Here is a 17,624-nt window from a genome sequence, read left to right as displayed (position 1 = left end):
TGGGTGAGCTTGATCGCCAACGAAAAAGGCGCCCGAAGGCGCCTTTCCGACTCTATACTGCGCCCCGGCTTCGAGCCGGGGCGCTGAAGGGTCGACTCAGGAGAGCATCACTCCCACTCGCCAAGCTCGACACGACGGTTCTCGGCACGACCCGCCTTGGTGTCGTTGCTGGCCACCGGCTGCTCTTCGCCATAGCCGATGGTGGTCATGCGATCGGCGGAAATGCCCTGGCTGGCCAGGAAGCTCGCCACGGAATCGGCACGACGCTGAGAGAGGTCCTTGTTGTAATCGGCCGGACCGACGGAGTCGGTGTGACCTTCGATACGAACACGGACGTTCTCGTTGGAACGCAGCTTGGCGGCAACGTCGGTCAGGACGGACTCGGCGCCCGCGGTCAGACGTGCAGAGTCGAACTCGAAGTTGACATCCTGCAGCACCAGATCCTCGACGCAGCCCAGCGCGTTGACCTCGGCACCTGCCGGGGTACCCGGGCACTGGTCCTGGTAGTCCGGCACGCCGTCACCGTCGGAGTCCAACGGGCAGCCCACAGCGTCAACCGCGACACCGGCCGGAGTTCCCGGACACTGATCCTTATCGTCCGGCACACCGTCGCCGTCGCTGTCGCCGACAGGCTCCGGACCTTTGTTCGGCTCGGCGCACAGCAGCGCGGCCGCGGCAGCGCCGACGGTACCACCGACATAGGCACCGGTATCTTCATCGTCGTCATCCACGGCGCTGTAACCGATACCGGCACCGATCAGACCGCCTGCAACGCTGCAGACAGCGGGATGCTTGTACCAGGCACGATCGGACGCTGAGCTGTCGCCCATGCCGGAGGATTGAGACGCCGAACTGGCGCAGCCGGACAAACCGACCACCAGCGCGGAACCGAGCAACAAGCCAGTCGTTGATTTTTTCATGTAAGACTCCTTCTTGACACAAATCTAGCGGGGCCAGCATAGGGCTTAGCCATCCAGCGAATCCGGTGGTATGGCCAACCGGAGACGGATCTTGTCCGTCCACACCGACCAAGAAAGCACGAAATCGCGATCTCGGCCAATCAACGGCGCGCGATGACTCGGGACTCCATCCACTTATCAGCCACCTACGTCGCGATTAGCAGCTTGCCGGAGACTGAGTCACCTTTCAATCGAAAAACGCACTGGCAAGTGTAATACATTGTTTTGTTTAGGTCATTCAAATCAATGCAAAGAATCCGGCCAATCGCGTCGAAACCTCAATGCGTGCAAGGCCGCTTTCATGACGGCATCGCGCCATTCATCCTCCACTTTCAGGCGCTCCCGGTCCTCCTGGAAGCGCTCTCTTGGACTCAGCGCCTGGCGTGCCGAATGTGTATGCAGGTGCCGGGTTCGCTCATGAACCTCGGCAAAGGCAAGGAATTCCGGCCGGGAAACCAACGATGGATCGAGAATGTCCAGTAACGTCTTGCAACGCCAGGCGCCCTCGGTGATATCGACCTGCCCTTGCTGCAAGGCACTGGCTACCAGCTCGAGATTCTCCAGGCAGTTTTCGTGTGCCCGGCGCAACTCTTCTTCGCGGAACGCTTCACGACGCCGGACCTCCCGCCACAGGGTAACAGCATAAGCTCCCAGGCCGGCGACGACGACAAGGGCCAGCCCGAGCAGCATCAGGGCAGTGGTATTGGTCATGAAATAGTTCCCATTACGTCTGTCATTCAAGGGGTAAGGGCGCGCATTCTAAACCGCGCCATCTGGGCGACCAACCCATCTCCTCGATATCTCGACGCCACGTTCACGCCGAAGCGTCGCACGCCGGGCGCTCTGTCTTGCCTCAGCCCCACCAGAATCCGACATAGTTATCGATCAGCAACATGGCGAAGATCCCAAGAATGTAACGAATGGAAAACCAGAAAGCCCCGAGCGGCGCCCGAGGGTTCTGCCCCTGCCACACTCGACCATTCCACCACATGAAGCGCACGTTCAGCGCCGTCACCCCCAGCAGGTAGATCCAGCCACTCATGCCGATGACGAAAGGCAGTAATGTCACCGCCACCGTCAGCCAGCCATAGAGCCATACTTGCAGGCGCGTGAAGGCTTCACCGTGGGTAACCGGCAGCATCGGCACCCCAGCTCGCTCGTACTCATCTCGTTTGTGGATGGCCAATGCCCAGAAATGCGGCGGCGTCCAGGCGAACACGATCAAGACCAACAGCAACGGCTCAGGGCCAAACTGGTTACTCACTGACGTCCAACCCAGCAGCGGAGGGGCCGCCCCCGCCACCCCACCGATCACGATGTTCTGCGGCGTAGCTCGCTTGAGAAAGGCGGTATAGATCAGGGCATAGCCAATCAAGGAGCCGAAGGTGAGCCAGGCCGTCAAGGGATTGACGCCGCCATGCAGCAGCCCGATGCCCGTGATCGACAACAGGGTTGCCCACCCCAGGGCCAGCGGCAGCGGCAGACGCTGCATCGCCAGAGGACGCGATGCCGTGCGCAGCATCATGGCATCCAGGCGACGGTCCACGACGTGATTGAACGCGGCAGCGCCACTGGCGGCGAGACCGATGCCGATCAGCCCCAGCACCACCTTGTCGAGAGGAGGTACCGGCCGGGCCAGCAGCATCCCCACCAGGCTGCAGACCAGCATTACCGACACCACACGCGGCTTGCCGAGGGTGATGAGGTCACGCCATAGCGGCGTGATCGCCGAGTGCGTCATCGATCTGGCATCATGCATGCATCAACTCCCTCGCCGTCATCGATGGCGATGACCGGGGAGCAGCTTCACCCCATCGCCAGCTCCATACCGCCAACAACGTCGCCACCACCAGCATGGTTGCGCCGGCGGTATGCAGCAAGGCCAGCCAGAGCGGTAGCCACAGCAGCACGTTGGCAATGCCCAGTGCCGCCTGCAACAGACAGACACCGCCCATCACCCCCAGCCAGGGCGAGACACCGCGATCGTGCCGGTAACGCCATCCCAACCCCAGCAAACACAGGAACAGTGCCGCTCCTCCCAAACGATGACCAACATGGATCGCACTGCGCGCCTCCGCATGCAATTGCCCATGCAGGTAGTTGGGCCCCACGGTCTGGGTCAGGTGAAACCCCTCGCCCCAATCCATGCTCGGCCACCACTGGGCATTACAGGTAGGAAACCCCTGGCACGCGATGCCCGCATAGTTGCTCGATGTCCAACCACCAAGGGCCAGCTGAAGCACCAACAGCCCCAGCGCCACTCCCCAGAGCGGCGTGAGCCGACGCGGTTGCCGCCGCCACACCCCCGACATCGACAGGTGCCGTACACGCAGATGCAACCATAGAAATCCCCCCATCACGGCCATGCCGCCGAGCAGGTGCAGTGTCACCACCTGCGGCCACAACCGGAGCGTCACGGTGAACGCGCCGAAGGCCCCCTGAACCAGGATCAGTGCCAGCAACACCAGAGAAAGTCGCCATGGGTACCCAACGCGCTTCCTCAGTCGCCATCCCAGTACCACCACGATGATCACCAGCAGCCCCAATGACGAGGCCAGGTATCGATGCAGCATTTCCATCCATGCCTTGGACGCCTCTAGCGGCACATCGGGAGAATGTACCAGCGCGCGCGCTTCATCCGGTACCACCCACTGTCCATAGCATCCCGGCCAGTCAGGGCACCCCAGCCCGGCGTCCACCAGGCGGGTCCAGGCTCCGGCCAGAATGACCAGGGCAGCGAACAATACGCCCAGCAGGCTCAACCAGCGCAGCCTTTTCAGTCTCGCCCGATACCACGGATCCAGCATGCCCTCGTCACGCATCCTCTCCTCCCGTCACTCATCGTGCAGGCGCGCCAGAGGCCGCTCAGGATTCAGCTTCAGCAAGCGCTCGATGTCTTCCAGCACATTCGACGCCGCCACGCCCTCGCCGTAGCTCAATACCGGCCGCCCGTCAGGGTCGAGGATCCAGAGCGTGCCCGGCTCCCGCCAGGTCGGCATTTCGTGCCATGTCGCGATCGCTTCGCCAGGCAGTGTCTTGCCGCCCCCTTCACCGATGCGCAGCCGACTGACTCGATGAGCATCACGCCCCAGGGCTCGGTGTACCCGCCACCAACGATCCGCCGATGCGGCACAATCGTTCGTGCAATCGAAGGCCATCAGCCAATCGTCGGCGCCGTCCTTCGCCACCCGGCTCAACGGCCAGTCGGCCAATCGCGGGAGATCGGGATGCAACTCGCCATGAGCGGTACGTTCATCGGGAATCCCGAGCCGCCACTCGACCATGCCCCAGGCCATCGCCATGGGCAGGGCAAACACGGCGAACAAGGCCAGCAACTTGAGACGGGAACGGACGATACGGGCATCGGTCATGAGCGTGTCTCCTGCTTGTTCTCGAGGCGGTGTCCGCGCCGATCTCGGCTCAGCCGGCGCGCCCCGACAATCATCACCACCATCGCCGTCAGCGCCAGCCCCCACCACTGGGCGGCATAACCGAGATGTCGCGACGGCGGCAACACATTGGGACGCCACCAGGAAGTCAAGTGCCCCTTGCCTGCCTCCAGGTGCAGCCAACCGGCATGAGCGAAGCCGTCCGGGGTCTCCCAGGCGCCAAGGTCGATATGCTGCAGGCGCTTGCCCTCGCGATTGGGGCCGAGAAGCGGCGCCGAATCACCGGCCACCTGCCAGCGCCCTTTCAGGGTGACGCGTCCATCCGGCGTCGACACCCGCGGCGTGTCACGACTCGGGCCGGTGGACAGAAACCCACGCTCCACCAGCCACAGGCGCCCATCGTCGCCACGCAGAGGCGTCAGGACCGCCACACCGAGCCGGTCTGCATGGATACGGTTGTCGAGAAACAGCGTCTCGTCCGCCAGGTACTCACCCGACACGGTGATCCTGGCGCCATTGGGCGGCGAGGTCTCAGGGGCCACCAGCCGAGGCGCCGACTCGAAACTCGCCAGCAACTCTCGCTTGTCGGCGGCACGCTCCCACTGCCATAGTCCAAGTCCGAGTCCGAGCACCACCAGACAGGCCCAGAACCCGAACCACAGCGCCAGGCGACGGCTGGACCGAATCCGTGTGGCAAACCTCGTCATGGAGTCCGACATGTTTCTCAAGGTCCTGATCGCCCTCGTCTTCGTTGCCATGGTCGCCAGCCTCGCCGCCGGAGCCGGCTTTCTGCTCAAGGACGGCGGTCGCTCGCGGCGCGTGCTCATCTCCCTCAAGCTACGTGTCTGCCTGGCCGCCCTGCTCCTCGCGCTCCTCCTGTACGGGTTCTATGGCGGCGGCTTAGGCGGCTGAGATGCCTCGCCTTGTGCCGATTCAGAAGACGTAGACGAAGGTGAAAAGCCCTATCCACACCACGTCCACGAAATGCCAGTACCAGGCCGCCGCCTCGAACCCAAAATGCTGATCCTCGGAAAAGTGTCCTCGCCGGACCCGTGCCAGAATGGCGATCAGGATCAGGGTGCCGACGATCACATGGGCGCCGTGAAAGCCCGTCAGCAGGAAAAAGGTGGCGCCGTAGATGCCTGCCTGCAGGGTGATCCCGTAATGAACATAGGCCTCCCGGTACTCGATGCCCTGAATGGCGATGAAGCACAGCCCCAACAGCACGGTCAGCGTCAGCCAATGGCGCGCCGTGTCACGACGCCCTTCTTTCAACCCCTCGTGCGCCACCGTCAGGGTGATGCTGGAGCCGACCAGGATCAGGGTATTGACCAGCGGCAAGTGCCAGGGACTGAACGTCTGCTCGGGCCCTTGAATGGCCGCATCCGGAGGCTCCAGCAATGGCCAGGAAGCCGTGAAGTCTGGCCACAGCAGCGCGGCCACTCCCTTGGCGCCTTCGCCATCCAGCCACGGCAGCGCGAAGGTTCGGATATAGAACAGGGCGCCGAAGAAGGCGGCGAAGAACATCACCTCGGAGAAAATGAACCATCCCATTCCCCAGCGAAAGGAACGATCCATCTGATCGTCGTAGAGCCCCTTGCGGGATTCGTGGATGACATCCCGAAACCACAACCACATGACAGCCAGAATCCCGACCAGACCGACCACCATGACCGGCATGCCCGAGGCGCCATGCACCAGCATCACACCGGTGCCGACCATCAAGGCCCCCAGGGCCAGGGAGCCGAGCACCGGCCATTTGCTCGATGGGGGTACGTAATAGCTACCACCGCTCATGCGTCACCTCCTCGCGTCGACGTCCCCTTCCCCCGGGACGGTGCCGCGTCCTGCCGGTACAGGGTATAGACCAGCGTGACCGTCTTGATGTCGGCCGGCAGGTCCCGCGTCAACTGAAAGACCAGGGGCGCCTCGAAACGCTCGCCCGGCGCCAGGCGTTGATTCTGAAAGCAGAAGCACGCCAGCTTGCGAAGGTGCAGCGAGGCCTGCGAAGGCGTCACGCTGGGAACCGCACGCGCCACGCTGGCCTGGTCGCCCAGGTTCTCGAACGAGAAGTGCACCTCAGCGCTCTGCCCCGGATGAACGCGAACCTGACGAGTATGCGCTTCCAGCGACCACGGCAGCCCCGGACTGCCTCGGGTGATGAACTGCATCGTGACCACCCGATCCTGGTCGACGGCCTCGTGGGCCAGTGCCTGGGCCTGATTCGATGTCTTGCCATTGAGCCCGGTGACCTGGCAGAACACGTCGTACAAGGGCACCAGCGCGAAGGCGAAGACACACATCCCGACCAGCGCCACCAGGGTCTTGGCCACGGTACGCCTGATCTCTCGGCGTGTGTCATCGGAGCGTTGTCCCACCATGCAAGCCTCCCGACGTCTGCCATCAATGCCGATGCGGCTCGAAGTGCGGCGGTGTTTCGAAGGTATGCAAGGGAGCCGGGCTGGGAACCGTCCATTCGAGATCCTCGGCCCCGTCCCATGCCTTGGCCGGCGCCTTCTCGCCCCCGCGCACGCAGAGCACCACCACTGCTACGAAGAGCAGTTGCGAGGCCCCGAACATGAAAGCCCCGATGCTGGTGATCATGTTGAAGTCGGCAAACTGCAGCGCATAGTCCGGAATTCGCCTCGGCATGCCGGCGAGACCGGCGAAATGCATCGGAAAGAAGGTCAGGTTGACGCCGATCACCGACAGCCAGAAGTGCCATTGCGACAGACGTGTATGCGGATAGTGGCCGGTCCACTTGGGCAGCCAGTAGTAGACGGCGGCCATGATGGCGAACACCGCCCCGGGCACCAGCACGTAATGGAAGTGGGCGACCACGAAATAGGTGTCGTGATACTGGAAATCCGCCGGCGAGATGGCCAGCATCAGTCCCGAGAACCCTCCGATGGTGAACAGCACGACGAAGGCCAGGGCAAACAGCATCGGCGGCTCGAAGGTGAGCGAGCCACGAAACAACGTGGTGATCCAGTTGAACACCTTCACCCCGGTGGGTACCGCAATCAGCATGGTGCTGTACATGAAGAACAGCTCCGCCACCAGGGGCAGGCCCACGACGAACATGTGGTGGGCCCAGACCAGGAAAGAAAGGATCGCGATGGAAGCCGTGGCATAGACCATCGAGGCGTAGCCGAACAAGCGCTTGCGGGCAAAGGTCGGGATGATCACCGAGACGATGCCAAAGGCCGGCAGGATCATGATGTAGACCTCTGGATGCCCGAAGAACCAGAACAGATGCTGGAAGAGGACGGGGTCACCCCCGCCGGCAGCATTGAAGAAGCTGGTGCCGAAATTGATGTCCAGCAGCATCATGGTGATCACCCCGGCCAGCACCGGCATCACGGCAATCAGCAGAAAGGCGGTGATCAGCCAGGTCCAGACGAACAGCGGCATGTCCATCATGCGCATGCTCGGTGTCCGCAGGTTGAGAATGGTAGCGATGATATTGATCGCACCGAGGATCGAACTGATGCCCGCCAGGTGCAACGAGAAGATGAAGAAGGTCGTGGACGGTGGCGCATAGGTCGTCGACAGCGGCGCATAGAAGGTCCAGCCGAAATTGGGGGCCCCGCCCGGCATCACCAGCGTGGAGAGCAACAACGCAAACGCCACCGGCAACAGCCAGAAACTGAAATTGTTGAGGCGTGGCAATGCCATGTCGGGGGCACCGATCTGCAGCGGCACCATCCAGTTCGCCAGACCGACGAACGCCGGCATGACCGCGCCGAACACCATGATCAGGCCATGCATGGTGGTCATCTGGTTGAAGAATTCCGGCTGCACCAGTTGCAGGCCAGGCTGAAACAATTCCGCTCGAACCACCATCGCGAAGATGCCGCCGATGAAGAACATCGTCAGCGAGAAGATCAGATAGAGCGTGCCGATCTCCTTGTGGTTGGTGGTCAGCAGCCAGCGCATCAGGCCCCGCGGCCCATGATGATGGTCATCCGCCGCCATGCCGCCGGCATCGGCCTGATGCTGCTGGGGCGTGGGTCTGGGAGGCAGGTGCGAAGCCATGATCTATCCCCCTCGGTATCCGTCGTCGAAAAGCGCGCCCTACTGCTCGTCGAGCAGTTCGGCAATCTCCGCCGGCTGTATGGCCTCGCCGGTCTCGTTGCCCCAGGCATTGCGCTCATAGGTGATCACCGCGGCCAGTTCCACTGGATTCAGCGTGCTGCGGAAGGCCGGCATCGCCGAGCCGGAGACGCCATTGACTACGGTGTCGATGTGATAGTCCGGGTCGTCGAGTATCGCTTGATTGCCGGCTAGCGCCGGGAAGGCCGGCGGGCTACCGGAGCCATCGGGCTGGTGACAGGAAGCGCAGATCGTGCCGTAGACCTGCTCGCCCCGCTCCATCAATTCATCCAGTTCCCACTCGCGGTCCACCCCCATCGCTTCCTGGGCGGCGGCTTCCTTGCGCTCGGCCAGCCAGGCATCGAAGCGCTCGGGCTCCACCGCCTTGACGACCACCGGCATGAAGGCGTGATCACGACCGCACAACTCGGCACATTGGCCGCGATAGATCCCCGGCTCGTTGATGCGCACCCAGTTCTCGTTGACGAACCCCGGCACGGCATCCTGCTTGACGGCCAGGTCCGGCACCCACCAGGAGTGGATGACATCATCCGATGTCATCAGCAGGCGTACCTTGCGATCCACCGGCAGCACGAGCGGCTCGTCGACCTCGAGCAGATAGTTTTCCTGCTTGGCGCTCTCTCCGCTGACCTGGGAGCGGGCCGTTGCCAGGTTGGAGGTAAAGGCGACATCCTCGCCGAGATAGTCATAACGCCAGCGCCACTGCTGACCGGTGACCATCACGTCCAGATCGGCTTCGGAAGTGTCGTACATCGTCTTGAGCGTGGCAGTGGCAGGAATCGCCATGGCCACCAGGATCAGGATCGGAATCAGGGTCCAGATGACTTCCACGGTCGTATGTTCGTGAAAGTTGGCGGCCTTGGCGCCACGCGAACGGCGATAGCGAAACAGCGAGTAGAACATCGCGCCGAAGACGACGACGCCGATGACGACACAGATCCAGAAGATGGTCATGTGCAGGGAATGAATCTCGCGGCTGACGTCAGTGACCCCGACCGGCATGTTCCAGCCGTTGGCCAGCACACTCCCCGACAGCCCCGAGCAGGCGACCAATCCCGCTGTCCACACGAGCCGCATGCGCATCGCCTCCTCCTGAACATTGTTGTTGTATTAGCCGCTACTTGATCGAGTATAGAAGAGCCTCGGCATTCGTCACGGACCGCTCTGACCCGATCTCATAAACGCGGTTCTCAACGATCACAGGGCAGTCGCGCCTCATCGGGCGGCCAGCGATGCGACCAGGGCGATCAGCAGCACCAGCACGCCTCCCATCAGGATACCGGCGATGATGAAGTGCGAAGCCCGCCCCCGAGAGAAGTCCTCGTGACGACGGCTCTCCTTCTGTACGCCGAAAAAAGCCGCCAGAACCGACTTGATCACTCGCCACATTACCTCTCTCCTTCGACGCCCCCGTCTCCATGAGACTAGGAGGTGTCGGCAACGTCGGCGAACACAGGCCCTGTTGGCCCAGATGATGGCAGGACGACAACGTCAGCTCAGACCGAGAAGACGTGTGATCAGCGGCAAGAGAAAGGCGGTCAACAGGCCGGTCAGACCCATCGAAAGCCCCGAGAAGGCACCTGCCACCGCCCCCAGACGGGCGAAAGAATGGGCCGTGCCGAAACCATGGGCCGACAATCCCATGGTAAATCCCTGCACGGCCGGATCAGTGATCTTCAACAGACGAAAGACGCCCGGTCCGAGGGCACAACCGATCGACCCTGTCAGCAGCACCAGCCCCGCCGCCAGCGAAGGAATCCCTCCGATCTGTTCGGCAATGCCCATGGCAATGGGAGACGTGACCGAACGTGGCGCCAGCGACAACAGGGTTTCCTGGCGAACGCCGAACAGCATCGCCAGACCGATGGTGCTGACCACCGCGGTCAGGATGCCCGCGACACAAGCCAGCAGTAGCGATCCCAGCAGGCGCCGGACGCGCTCGCGATGATCATAGAGGGGGATCGCCAGGGCCACCGTGGCCGGCCCCAGAAGGAAGTGAATGAACTGGGCTCCTTCGAAATAGGTGGCGTAGTCCATGTCGACCAGCAGCAGGAAGCCGATCAGGATGGCGATGGACAAGGTAACCGGATGCAGCAAGGGCGTGCCGCCCAGTGCGCGATTGAGGCGCACCGCCACCATGAAGGCTAGCAATGTCGCCAACAACGACAGCAGCGGGTTACCGGAAAGATAGACCCACAACTGATCGAACGCCGCCACGCTCATGTCTCATTCTCCCCGCTTCCCCGACGCCCGCCCCGGCCCTGAAGGCGCGACAGCACCCAGGCCGTCACCGCCAGGGTCATGGCCGTGGAGCCCACCAGCGTCACCGCGATCGGCAACAGATCGGCACCGATCAAGGCGCCATGGACCATCAAACCGACCCCTGCCGGCACGAACAGCAGCGTCAGATAACGCAGCAAGCCCTCGCCAGTTACCCGGAGACTCGACGGCACCTTGCCCCTCACCACCAAGGCTGCCAGCAAGATCACCATGCCGATCACCGGTCCGGGCACCGACAGTGCCAGCCCTCGTGTCACCAGCTCGCCCAGCATCTGGCACGCCAGCAACATGCTCATCCCCATTATCAATGGCATTTCGTCCCCCCGCCTGGTTCAGCACCCTTGTGATACGCAGTATTGTGGCAAAGCCCGGCAACCGGACACCATCCCGGCGTCATTGGCCAAGCAATTGAAACAAAAGCGCAAAAGGGGCTTTTCATTTGCTCACGAACGCGCTAGTATACGCCTCGTTCTCGGGGAGGCACCCAGGCAGGAAAGGTGCACCGGGAAAAGTATCGGAGCGTGGCGCAGCTTGGTAGCGCGTTGCAATGGGGTTGCAAAGGTCGCTGGTTCGAATCCAGTCGCTCCGACCAGACATATCAAGAGAAACCGCCACTTACGGGTCATCCCGGGTGGCGGTTTTTTTCGTTGTGCTCAGACATTATCAAAATTACGCCAAAACGAGTGTCCTCCTTCCCCTCTCTCGACGTACCCGAGCCAGAACCAAATGACATGGAATGGCGTTCGGTTTGCCCCATGAAGAGTGGACGCTGAAACGTCTATAGATGCTATCGCCTTGGCTCCTGATGAAGAGGAGAGAAAAACCCATTACCTGGACCTGGTTTAAGTGAGTGGCTGTTCGGCTTGCTCGGGACCGCATTCGGTGCGCTCTTGGGCAACTAGCTTGCCATTGGGCGCGACAAGCGCAGGGAGAGAAACGCAGCCAGGCTTGAGGTGTGGCAGTTCCTGAATCGGGAAGACACCCGGCGTACGTTTCTGGACACGAGGAAGTTCTCCAATGACGAGCCTATCGTTAGGTACCAGGCAGTTGTCAGCACCAAGGAATGGCAACAATTCCAGCACCACCTACATGAGATAAAGCGGATACGTGCACTTGAAAAGCTGGGAGAATACGTTCCAGACACCGGCGGTGTTCCTGTGCTGAGAGCACAGACCGATGAGGAGAAGGAAATGATCAATGCCCACTGGGAAAAGCTCCTCGATCGGTCAAAGCCTCGTTGCCCCCATCTTCTCCTCATCGGCAGCCCCGGGGTAGCTCAATGGTAGAGCCACACCCGGCTCGAATCCCTGTCCGATCAGCCCCTACCCGCCACTCTCTCACATGGCCCCGCATTGGCCTGTACAGCGGCGGCACGCTAGTCTGTCCTTACATGGTGCTTGCTCGATGACATCAACAAGGAAAGTGGTATGTCCGATAACTCATGGCCCTCTTCAGCGCATTGCGGCGACACCTCATCCGCGACGCCATCATCCAATAACCACCTCCGTGATCTACTCCAGCTCATTACCCAAAGTGATCGTCGCGCCTTCGCTCAGCTCTATGAGGCCACCTCGGCGAAACTCTATGGCACGGTGTTGCGTATCTTGAAAGATCGGAGTCGAGCGGATGATGTCATCCAAGAGGTCTACGTCACGATCTGGCAGAAGGCGTCACAATTCGAAACCAGTCGGGCTTCCCCTATTACCTGGATGGTGACTATCGCTCGCCATGCTGCCATCGACGAATTGCGTCGCCAGCCTAGAACTCCTCATGAATCTGAGGACGCATTGTCACAGACCTCCGCCGATGAGATCAGTGCCCAAGAATGCATTGAACACGAACAGGATGTCCGACATCTGCATGCCTGTTTGGAGGAGCTCGAAGCCAGACACCAAAACATGGTGCGCCTGGCGTACTTGGATGGATGGTCGCGCGCCGATCTAGCTGCGTATTTCGAACAACCGGTGAATACCGTCAAGACTTGGCTCCACCGAGCCTTAAAGCAACTCAAGGGGTGCCTCGCGTCATGACTGGACACGACGACATCGACATGTTGGCCGCCGAATATGTGTTGGGCACCCTCGAGATCGACGAACGTGCTGAAGTGGCCCAGCGTCGGAAGCATGATTCTAACCTAGACGCACAAATTCAGGCCTGGGAGATACGCCTTGCCCCACTTCGCAACGAAATCCAAGATGTAGCCCCTGGGCCAGATCTACTGGAGCGGATCGAACGCCGCATCGCGGTGCTCGAGACCGAAGCAAGCGGCCGTGAAAGCAGCACGACGCAATTGCTAGCAATGCGTCGTCGCCTTGCCTTCTGGCGCTGGAGTACTGCGTTCGCTTCCGCTGCAGCACTGGCAATGGCCATCGTTCTGGTCGTACTGTTCGACTCGACGCCAAACCAAACTCCTTTCGTAGCCGTCTTCACACAGAACGACCAACAGCCAGCCTTCATGCTCGCCGTTGACCTCGACAACCGCCGGCTGAACGTGCAACCCGTAACGGCGGAACCACTGCCGGATCGATCCTATCAATTGTGGATCAAGTCAGCCGAGCTTGGGCCTAACCCTCGCTCTGTGGGCGTACTGAACGACGACCTCAGCCTGGATGCCGATGCCTTACGCGACTACGATCCCGACCTGCTTAAACAGGCCACCTTCGGCATCAGCATTGAACCTCCGGGTGGTTCTCCTACCGGCCAACCGACGGGCCCTGCTATCCACGGCTATCTCTATCCCACCGACCAGAGAGGGAAATCACAGCACCTATAACTTTTTTCACGCTGACGTGAAACCTTGCGTGCTCTCCACTCGTAACTACGAACACGCCCTCCATAAACCCTTTGACTGGTAGGGCGTGCTTCGGAATACAAGGAGAGAATGATGATGACCAAGTTCATGGCAAGTGCATTTGTATCCACTGCTCTGCTCGTCGGCGCTTCCCTCGCTCAAGCAGACATGCATCCGCAAGTCTGGGCCGATGACCAGTCGGCCGCAGATGGCTCGGTGTACGCCGAGAAAGTCATGGCAAACAGCAATGGCTGGCTGGTAGTACATCGAACTGACGACAACATGAAACCAGGTCCCGTGGTTGGCCATGCTCCGCTCAAGAAAGGCGAGAACATGGACGTCACTGCATTGCTGACCGAAAACGTTAGTTCCGGCGATCAGTTGATGCTGATGGTTCACAGCGAGGAAGGCGGCATGGAGACCGGTGTGTTCGAGTATACGCTCGGCGCTTCGGAAGATGGCCCGGTCAAGGTAGATGGGAACCTCGTGATGACCACCATCACAGCACAGTAATACCACCCGACTAGGTCGAGTATCACCGTGGCGCCCCCTCGACATGGATAGAGCAACTCATATATGCGAGGTTCACTATGATGCATGTCATTAAAGCAACAGCATTGATGGGGATAATGGCCCTACTTTCCAGCATGGCCATCGCAGACCACCATGAAGGCGGAATGTCAGACAACGGGCATTCTGGTCAATCCCGCGATATGTCCATGATGAGGGGCAACGACGGTGAAGCCCTCGTCAAAGACGGCGGCGTGCAATCCGGCTACAACCCCGAAAGGAAAAACACTGGCGGCACCCTTGATGACGAGCCGCTTGTCGACGATGGCGGCGTACAGTCTAATTACAACGCCGAACGGGAAGACCCTGGTAGCATCCTCGATGATGGCCCCATTGTCGAAGATGGTGGTGTACAATCCGACTACAATGCCGTAGATTCCTTATAAAACGGGGAGGGAAGTTCTACAGCACCAACACACAAAATCTCCACATAACTTTTCCCGCCCTTGCGATTAGCAGGGGCGAACATTATAAAACAACCACCCTTAATATCCGCCTACAACCACAGCTCAACAGACAACAACAAAAACCAAACAAACTCCATGAAAAAAGAAATTATCAAAACACAACAACCACTCACAACACTCTTCTTAATATAACACACAAAAGGAGACAACATGGAAGCAACCGAGGTTTTCAATCAACTAATCAAAGAAGGTTGGAAAGAGATAAAAAAAGGATCTGGCTATTACCCAGCAACAAGCACACCTCTCGATATTGAAGTGGCATTACTTCGCGAAGTTCAAAGTAGCCGCCTACGCGGAACGCTCCTAGTTGACAAATACAAAGACACGTTGCCTGCCGACAACAACACTAATACTATAGCTGGACCTGCTCGGTACGTCTTAACCGGACCAAAAGACAATATCAAGCGCGTTGCTTGGAGAGCTATCTGATAATGATCTGAGTACGCCATGTGCGTTAGCCAGACTTACCCAGCCACTACGCTTCCTCGGTCACGCCGAATCGGCCAGGGAATATGCCCCCTGGCCACCATAAAACCTCCTGGTCAAGCGAGTAAACGCTCCCCTTTTCTTCGCTCCGATGTGTTGCCTATCACCCGAGCCAGCATTACATAGCATAAAATTACGTACGGCTTGCTTCATACATGCCCCATTGACAGCAGAATTTTATGGATAGCAAACAGGAAGGCAACATCATGAAGATACTGGTAACTGGCGCCGCAGGCTCTGGCACGTCGACATTGGGAAAATTATTGGCAAGCTACATTGGAGCTACGTTTCAAGAGGCCGATGACATTTACTGGTTGCCTACCACTCCACCCTTCCAAGAAAAGCGTTCCAACGATGAACGTCGAGCAATGATGGCCAAGGCTCTCAACGAGACTAAACGCGTCGTCGTTGCTGGATCAGTGATGTCATGGGGCAGAGAGGTTGAGGATGCTTTTGACATGATTGTTTTCCTCACAGCCCCTGCTCAGACACGGATTGAGAAAATCAAGCACAGGGACATCCAACGGTTTGGATCCGTTGATCCTAAATTCCTGGAATGGGCGGCCCAATATGATGATGGGGAGATGCCAGGAAGGAGCCTGGCTCGACACAGGACTTGGCTTGCAGAGCGGTCATGCCATGTTTTATCGATCGAATCCACAACAGATCCAGACACACTTGCGCAGAAAGTTTGTGACGCGTTGGGGTAACCCAATGGTAGATCCACACCTGCCCGATCTTCCGTTCAGATTATCTGACCTATCCAGCATTCTGTCTAATAAACCCACGATTGTCTAACGACAGCCACCCTGGCTCTTGAACATTCAAATGCCATAGCCGGCCATGGCATCAGGTGCCCATTTTGCCGTGCATAAGGTGTCATGGAGGTCGAGAACACCACGCGACCCTTCCGGACTTCGCTAGCGGCATGTTTAACACTTAACATAGCCCCCTTTTCACTCTCCCTTATCAAGGCCCGATGAGAACCATAACCGACTGATCCCACACTTGATCAATACAAACATCAAACATAAAAACACATTTCCTTTCAATAGATTGTTGACGAAAAACCAACAAAAAACACAAGATCAACCAGGAACAAAAACAATCCCCAACTCTATCACCAACCATCTTTATGGAGACCAACAAAACCTCCAAACCTACTAACACCTTCAAGCAATAACTCAACAACTCGCCAACAAGCATAGAGAGGAACGAAATGACAAATTCAAAGCATATAAAAGAAGACCATGAACATGAAGCTTGTGAGAAAGAATACCCGTTTCATATCACCAAGGAAGAAGATCGGGAGCTCCGCCAGAAGGCCGCGAAGGCCATTCCCTCACCGGTAATCAGCCAAGCATCGTTCTTCGATGAATATGTCCAGCAATTAATGATTCCTCCTGTGGTCATGGACATGGCACGCAAAGCGGAAAACATGCGCCTATCACCTTGGGAGGTTGCGGCAATGCGCAAGCACCTCTCTCCCTTCAAGCATCACCACGGTAAGTACGGCCTGCTACGCAAGATTTTACACTTGAAAGCCAAAGCCGACCCGAGCCATCCACCCTATATACGCGTAGCCTGCACAGGGAAAAGTCAGTACGACTACCTTGCCGAGGCTGATGGCCATACGCAAAAACCTCCTCACAAGGACAAGGGTGACGTTGGTTCCCCAGTAGTGCTTGAGATCTGGCCTGCCCAACATTACTCGCCTATTCACTCTCACGGGGAAACGACCGGCATTGTCTTCTGCCTTGCTGGCCAGCTGGATGTCATGTTGTACGATTCTTTAGACTGGAACGCCAAAAAGCTCGGACTTACCACCCTGAACCCTGGGCAATGTGCATGGCTATCGAAAGACACCTACCCTGTTCACCGGGTCTATTGCCCGCTAAATGGAGGTGAGGGTAAAACTGGACCTAGGTTCATGAACTCTACCGAGGAGTTTGGCGCCAGCTTCCATGTTTACCTCAATGAAGACGAGACGCCCATGATGCCTCATGATCATGAAGAGCATCACGACGATAACGAGAAAAAAATCTCCCACACTCGAAACGCCTTCGACTACATAAAGGAAAAAGACAAGACAAAGGACAAGTTCAAGACTCACTCCGACCTATCGTGGTCTGTCTTGCGTCGTGTCCTGGCAGAAACTGAACTCTCCTAAGCGGAGTGTCAGCTTTGTGGCATGGATATGACCCGATGCCGGCTCCTGAAAAAGTCAGGAGAACGGCATCGTGAAAGGCACCATCCCTAGGAGGCGGTGCCAGCTCCAGGGCACCGCATGCTGTGGTGCCCACAGCCTCGAACATCGTCTGCCACGGCAGGCTACCATGTGGCATGTTCAGTACAGCTCGACCGACTGCGTGTGAAGGTGCCGAACACAAGCAGCTACCGCTACCGAGTCGAAACGAGGCGTCGGGCGTCAGCAGCGCCCCTGCTTGGCCAGACCCGGCGGGCAGAAATCGCCCCCACGACCGCGATGCCCACGATCATGGTGATGCCCTCCATCGCCAATCTCTATAAGAGGTTCAGGAGTAAGGCGAGCAGGCTGGTAGCTGCA

General features: G+C 59.0%; 21 protein-coding genes and 1 tRNA gene. 9 read left to right on the top strand and 13 right to left on the bottom strand.

From position 1 onward, the window contains the following. Positions 1-107: 107 nt before the first annotated feature. The 6 genes from HSDC_RS02845 to HSDC_RS02820 form a co-directional block, all read right to left on the bottom strand. Positions 108-920 (bottom strand): OmpA family protein, encoded by an 813-nt coding sequence (locus HSDC_RS02845; protein WP_064698394.1) that lies wholly within the window; start codon positions 918-920, stop codon positions 108-110. A gap of 282 nt (positions 921-1,202) precedes the next feature. Beyond that, the gene (locus tag HSDC_RS02840) at positions 1,203-1,670 is read right to left on the bottom strand and encodes a DUF2489 domain-containing protein (protein WP_064698393.1); all 468 of its coding nucleotides are present in this window, start codon (positions 1,668-1,670) and stop codon (positions 1,203-1,205) included. 142 nt (positions 1,671-1,812) lie between these two features. Next, positions 1,813-2,718 carry a heme o synthase gene (cyoE, locus tag HSDC_RS02835; protein ID WP_064698392.1) on the bottom strand — a complete coding sequence of 302 codons (906 nt, stop codon included), beginning with the start codon at positions 2,716-2,718 and terminating at the stop codon, positions 1,813-1,815. Next, positions 2,711-3,781, bottom strand: a complete 1,071-nt coding sequence (locus HSDC_RS02830) for a COX15/CtaA family protein (RefSeq protein ID WP_082919921.1) — start codon at positions 3,779-3,781, stop codon at positions 2,711-2,713. The genes cyoE and HSDC_RS02830 overlap by 8 nt, the downstream gene beginning before the upstream one ends. Positions 3,782-3,793: 12 nt before the next feature. Further along, the gene (locus tag HSDC_RS02825) at positions 3,794-4,330 is read right to left on the bottom strand and encodes a redox-active disulfide-containing membrane protein (RefSeq protein WP_064698391.1); all 537 of its coding nucleotides are present in this window, start codon (positions 4,328-4,330) and stop codon (positions 3,794-3,796) included. Further along, positions 4,327-5,067, bottom strand: coding sequence for an SURF1 family protein (locus HSDC_RS02820; protein WP_064698390.1), 741 nt, complete (start codon positions 5,065-5,067; stop codon positions 4,327-4,329). The genes HSDC_RS02825 and HSDC_RS02820 overlap by 4 nt, the downstream gene beginning before the upstream one ends. Here HSDC_RS02820 and HSDC_RS02815 point away from each other — a divergent pair. Continuing rightward, the gene (locus HSDC_RS02815; RefSeq protein WP_064698389.1) at positions 5,066-5,260 is read left to right on the top strand and encodes a DUF2909 family protein; all 195 of its coding nucleotides are present in this window, start codon (positions 5,066-5,068) and stop codon (positions 5,258-5,260) included. The two genes, HSDC_RS02820 and HSDC_RS02815, sit on opposite strands and share 2 nt — an antisense overlap. 21 nt (positions 5,261-5,281) lie before the next feature. Here HSDC_RS02815 and HSDC_RS02810 read toward each other — a convergent pair whose 3' ends face one another. The 7 genes from HSDC_RS02810 to HSDC_RS02785 form a co-directional block, all read right to left on the bottom strand. Further along, positions 5,282-6,145, bottom strand: coding sequence for a cytochrome c oxidase subunit 3 (locus tag HSDC_RS02810; protein ID WP_064698388.1), 864 nt, complete (start codon positions 6,143-6,145; stop codon positions 5,282-5,284). Then, on the bottom strand, positions 6,142-6,729 hold the full coding sequence (locus HSDC_RS02805) for a cytochrome c oxidase assembly protein (protein WP_064698387.1): 588 nt from the start codon (positions 6,727-6,729) through the stop codon (positions 6,142-6,144). The genes HSDC_RS02810 and HSDC_RS02805 overlap by 4 nt, the downstream gene beginning before the upstream one ends. 22 nt (positions 6,730-6,751) lie before the next feature. Further along, complete coding sequence (gene ctaD / locus HSDC_RS02800; protein ID WP_211598142.1) at positions 6,752-8,386, bottom strand: cytochrome c oxidase subunit I; 1,635 nt, start codon at positions 8,384-8,386, stop codon at positions 6,752-6,754. A 39-nt stretch (positions 8,387-8,425) separates the two neighbouring features. Continuing rightward, on the bottom strand, positions 8,426-9,541 hold the full coding sequence (coxB, locus tag HSDC_RS02795; protein ID WP_082919935.1) for a cytochrome c oxidase subunit II: 1,116 nt from the start codon (positions 9,539-9,541) through the stop codon (positions 8,426-8,428). A gap of 138 nt (positions 9,542-9,679) precedes the next feature. Next, a complete protein-coding gene (locus tag HSDC_RS16365) occupies positions 9,680-9,853 on the bottom strand; it encodes a DUF2970 domain-containing protein (RefSeq protein ID WP_073292049.1) in 174 nt (57 codons plus the stop codon). Positions 9,854-9,955: 102 nt separating this feature from the next. After that, a complete protein-coding gene (locus tag HSDC_RS02790) occupies positions 9,956-10,687 on the bottom strand; it encodes an LrgB family protein (protein WP_064698385.1) in 732 nt (243 codons plus the stop codon). Beyond that, the gene (locus HSDC_RS02785; protein ID WP_342039352.1) at positions 10,684-11,040 is read right to left on the bottom strand and encodes a CidA/LrgA family protein; all 357 of its coding nucleotides are present in this window, start codon (positions 11,038-11,040) and stop codon (positions 10,684-10,686) included. The genes HSDC_RS02790 and HSDC_RS02785 overlap by 4 nt, the downstream gene beginning before the upstream one ends. 219 nt (positions 11,041-11,259) lie before the next feature. Between HSDC_RS02785 and HSDC_RS02780 the strand changes: the two genes are divergently transcribed. From HSDC_RS02780 to HSDC_RS02745, 8 genes are all read left to right on the top strand, one after another. Further along, a tRNA-Pro gene (locus tag HSDC_RS02780) sits at positions 11,260-11,336 on the top strand. A gap of 835 nt (positions 11,337-12,171) precedes the next feature. Further along, positions 12,172-12,774, top strand: a complete 603-nt coding sequence (locus tag HSDC_RS02770; protein WP_064698382.1) for a sigma-70 family RNA polymerase sigma factor — start codon at positions 12,172-12,174, stop codon at positions 12,772-12,774. Further along, positions 12,771-13,517, top strand: a complete 747-nt coding sequence (locus HSDC_RS02765; protein ID WP_064698381.1) for an anti-sigma factor — start codon at positions 12,771-12,773, stop codon at positions 13,515-13,517. Before HSDC_RS02770 ends, HSDC_RS02765 begins: the two co-directional genes overlap by 4 nt. A 108-nt stretch (positions 13,518-13,625) precedes the next feature. After that, positions 13,626-14,048, top strand: a complete 423-nt coding sequence (locus tag HSDC_RS02760; protein WP_244534405.1) for a DUF7282 domain-containing protein — start codon at positions 13,626-13,628, stop codon at positions 14,046-14,048. A 77-nt stretch (positions 14,049-14,125) separates the two neighbouring features. Beyond that, on the top strand, positions 14,126-14,491 hold the full coding sequence (locus HSDC_RS16620) for a hypothetical protein (RefSeq protein WP_064702243.1): 366 nt from the start codon (positions 14,126-14,128) through the stop codon (positions 14,489-14,491). 231 nt (positions 14,492-14,722) lie between these two features. Then, the gene (locus HSDC_RS16615) at positions 14,723-15,001 is read left to right on the top strand and encodes a hypothetical protein (protein ID WP_137055171.1); all 279 of its coding nucleotides are present in this window, start codon (positions 14,723-14,725) and stop codon (positions 14,999-15,001) included. Positions 15,002-15,264: 263 nt separating this feature from the next. Then, the gene (locus HSDC_RS02750) at positions 15,265-15,768 is read left to right on the top strand and encodes an AAA family ATPase (RefSeq protein ID WP_064698378.1); all 504 of its coding nucleotides are present in this window, start codon (positions 15,265-15,267) and stop codon (positions 15,766-15,768) included. A 509-nt stretch (positions 15,769-16,277) separates the two neighbouring features. After that, positions 16,278-17,228 carry a cupin domain-containing protein gene (locus tag HSDC_RS02745; protein ID WP_064698377.1) on the top strand — a complete coding sequence of 317 codons (951 nt, stop codon included), beginning with the start codon at positions 16,278-16,280 and terminating at the stop codon, positions 17,226-17,228. The last annotated feature ends 396 nt before the right edge of the window (positions 17,229-17,624 follow it).

This window comes from Halomonas caseinilytica, assembly GCF_001662285.1.
GTDB classification, from domain to species: domain Bacteria; phylum Pseudomonadota; class Gammaproteobacteria; order Pseudomonadales; family Halomonadaceae; genus Halomonas; species Halomonas caseinilytica.
This window is presented reverse-complemented; position numbering and strand designations above follow the sequence as displayed.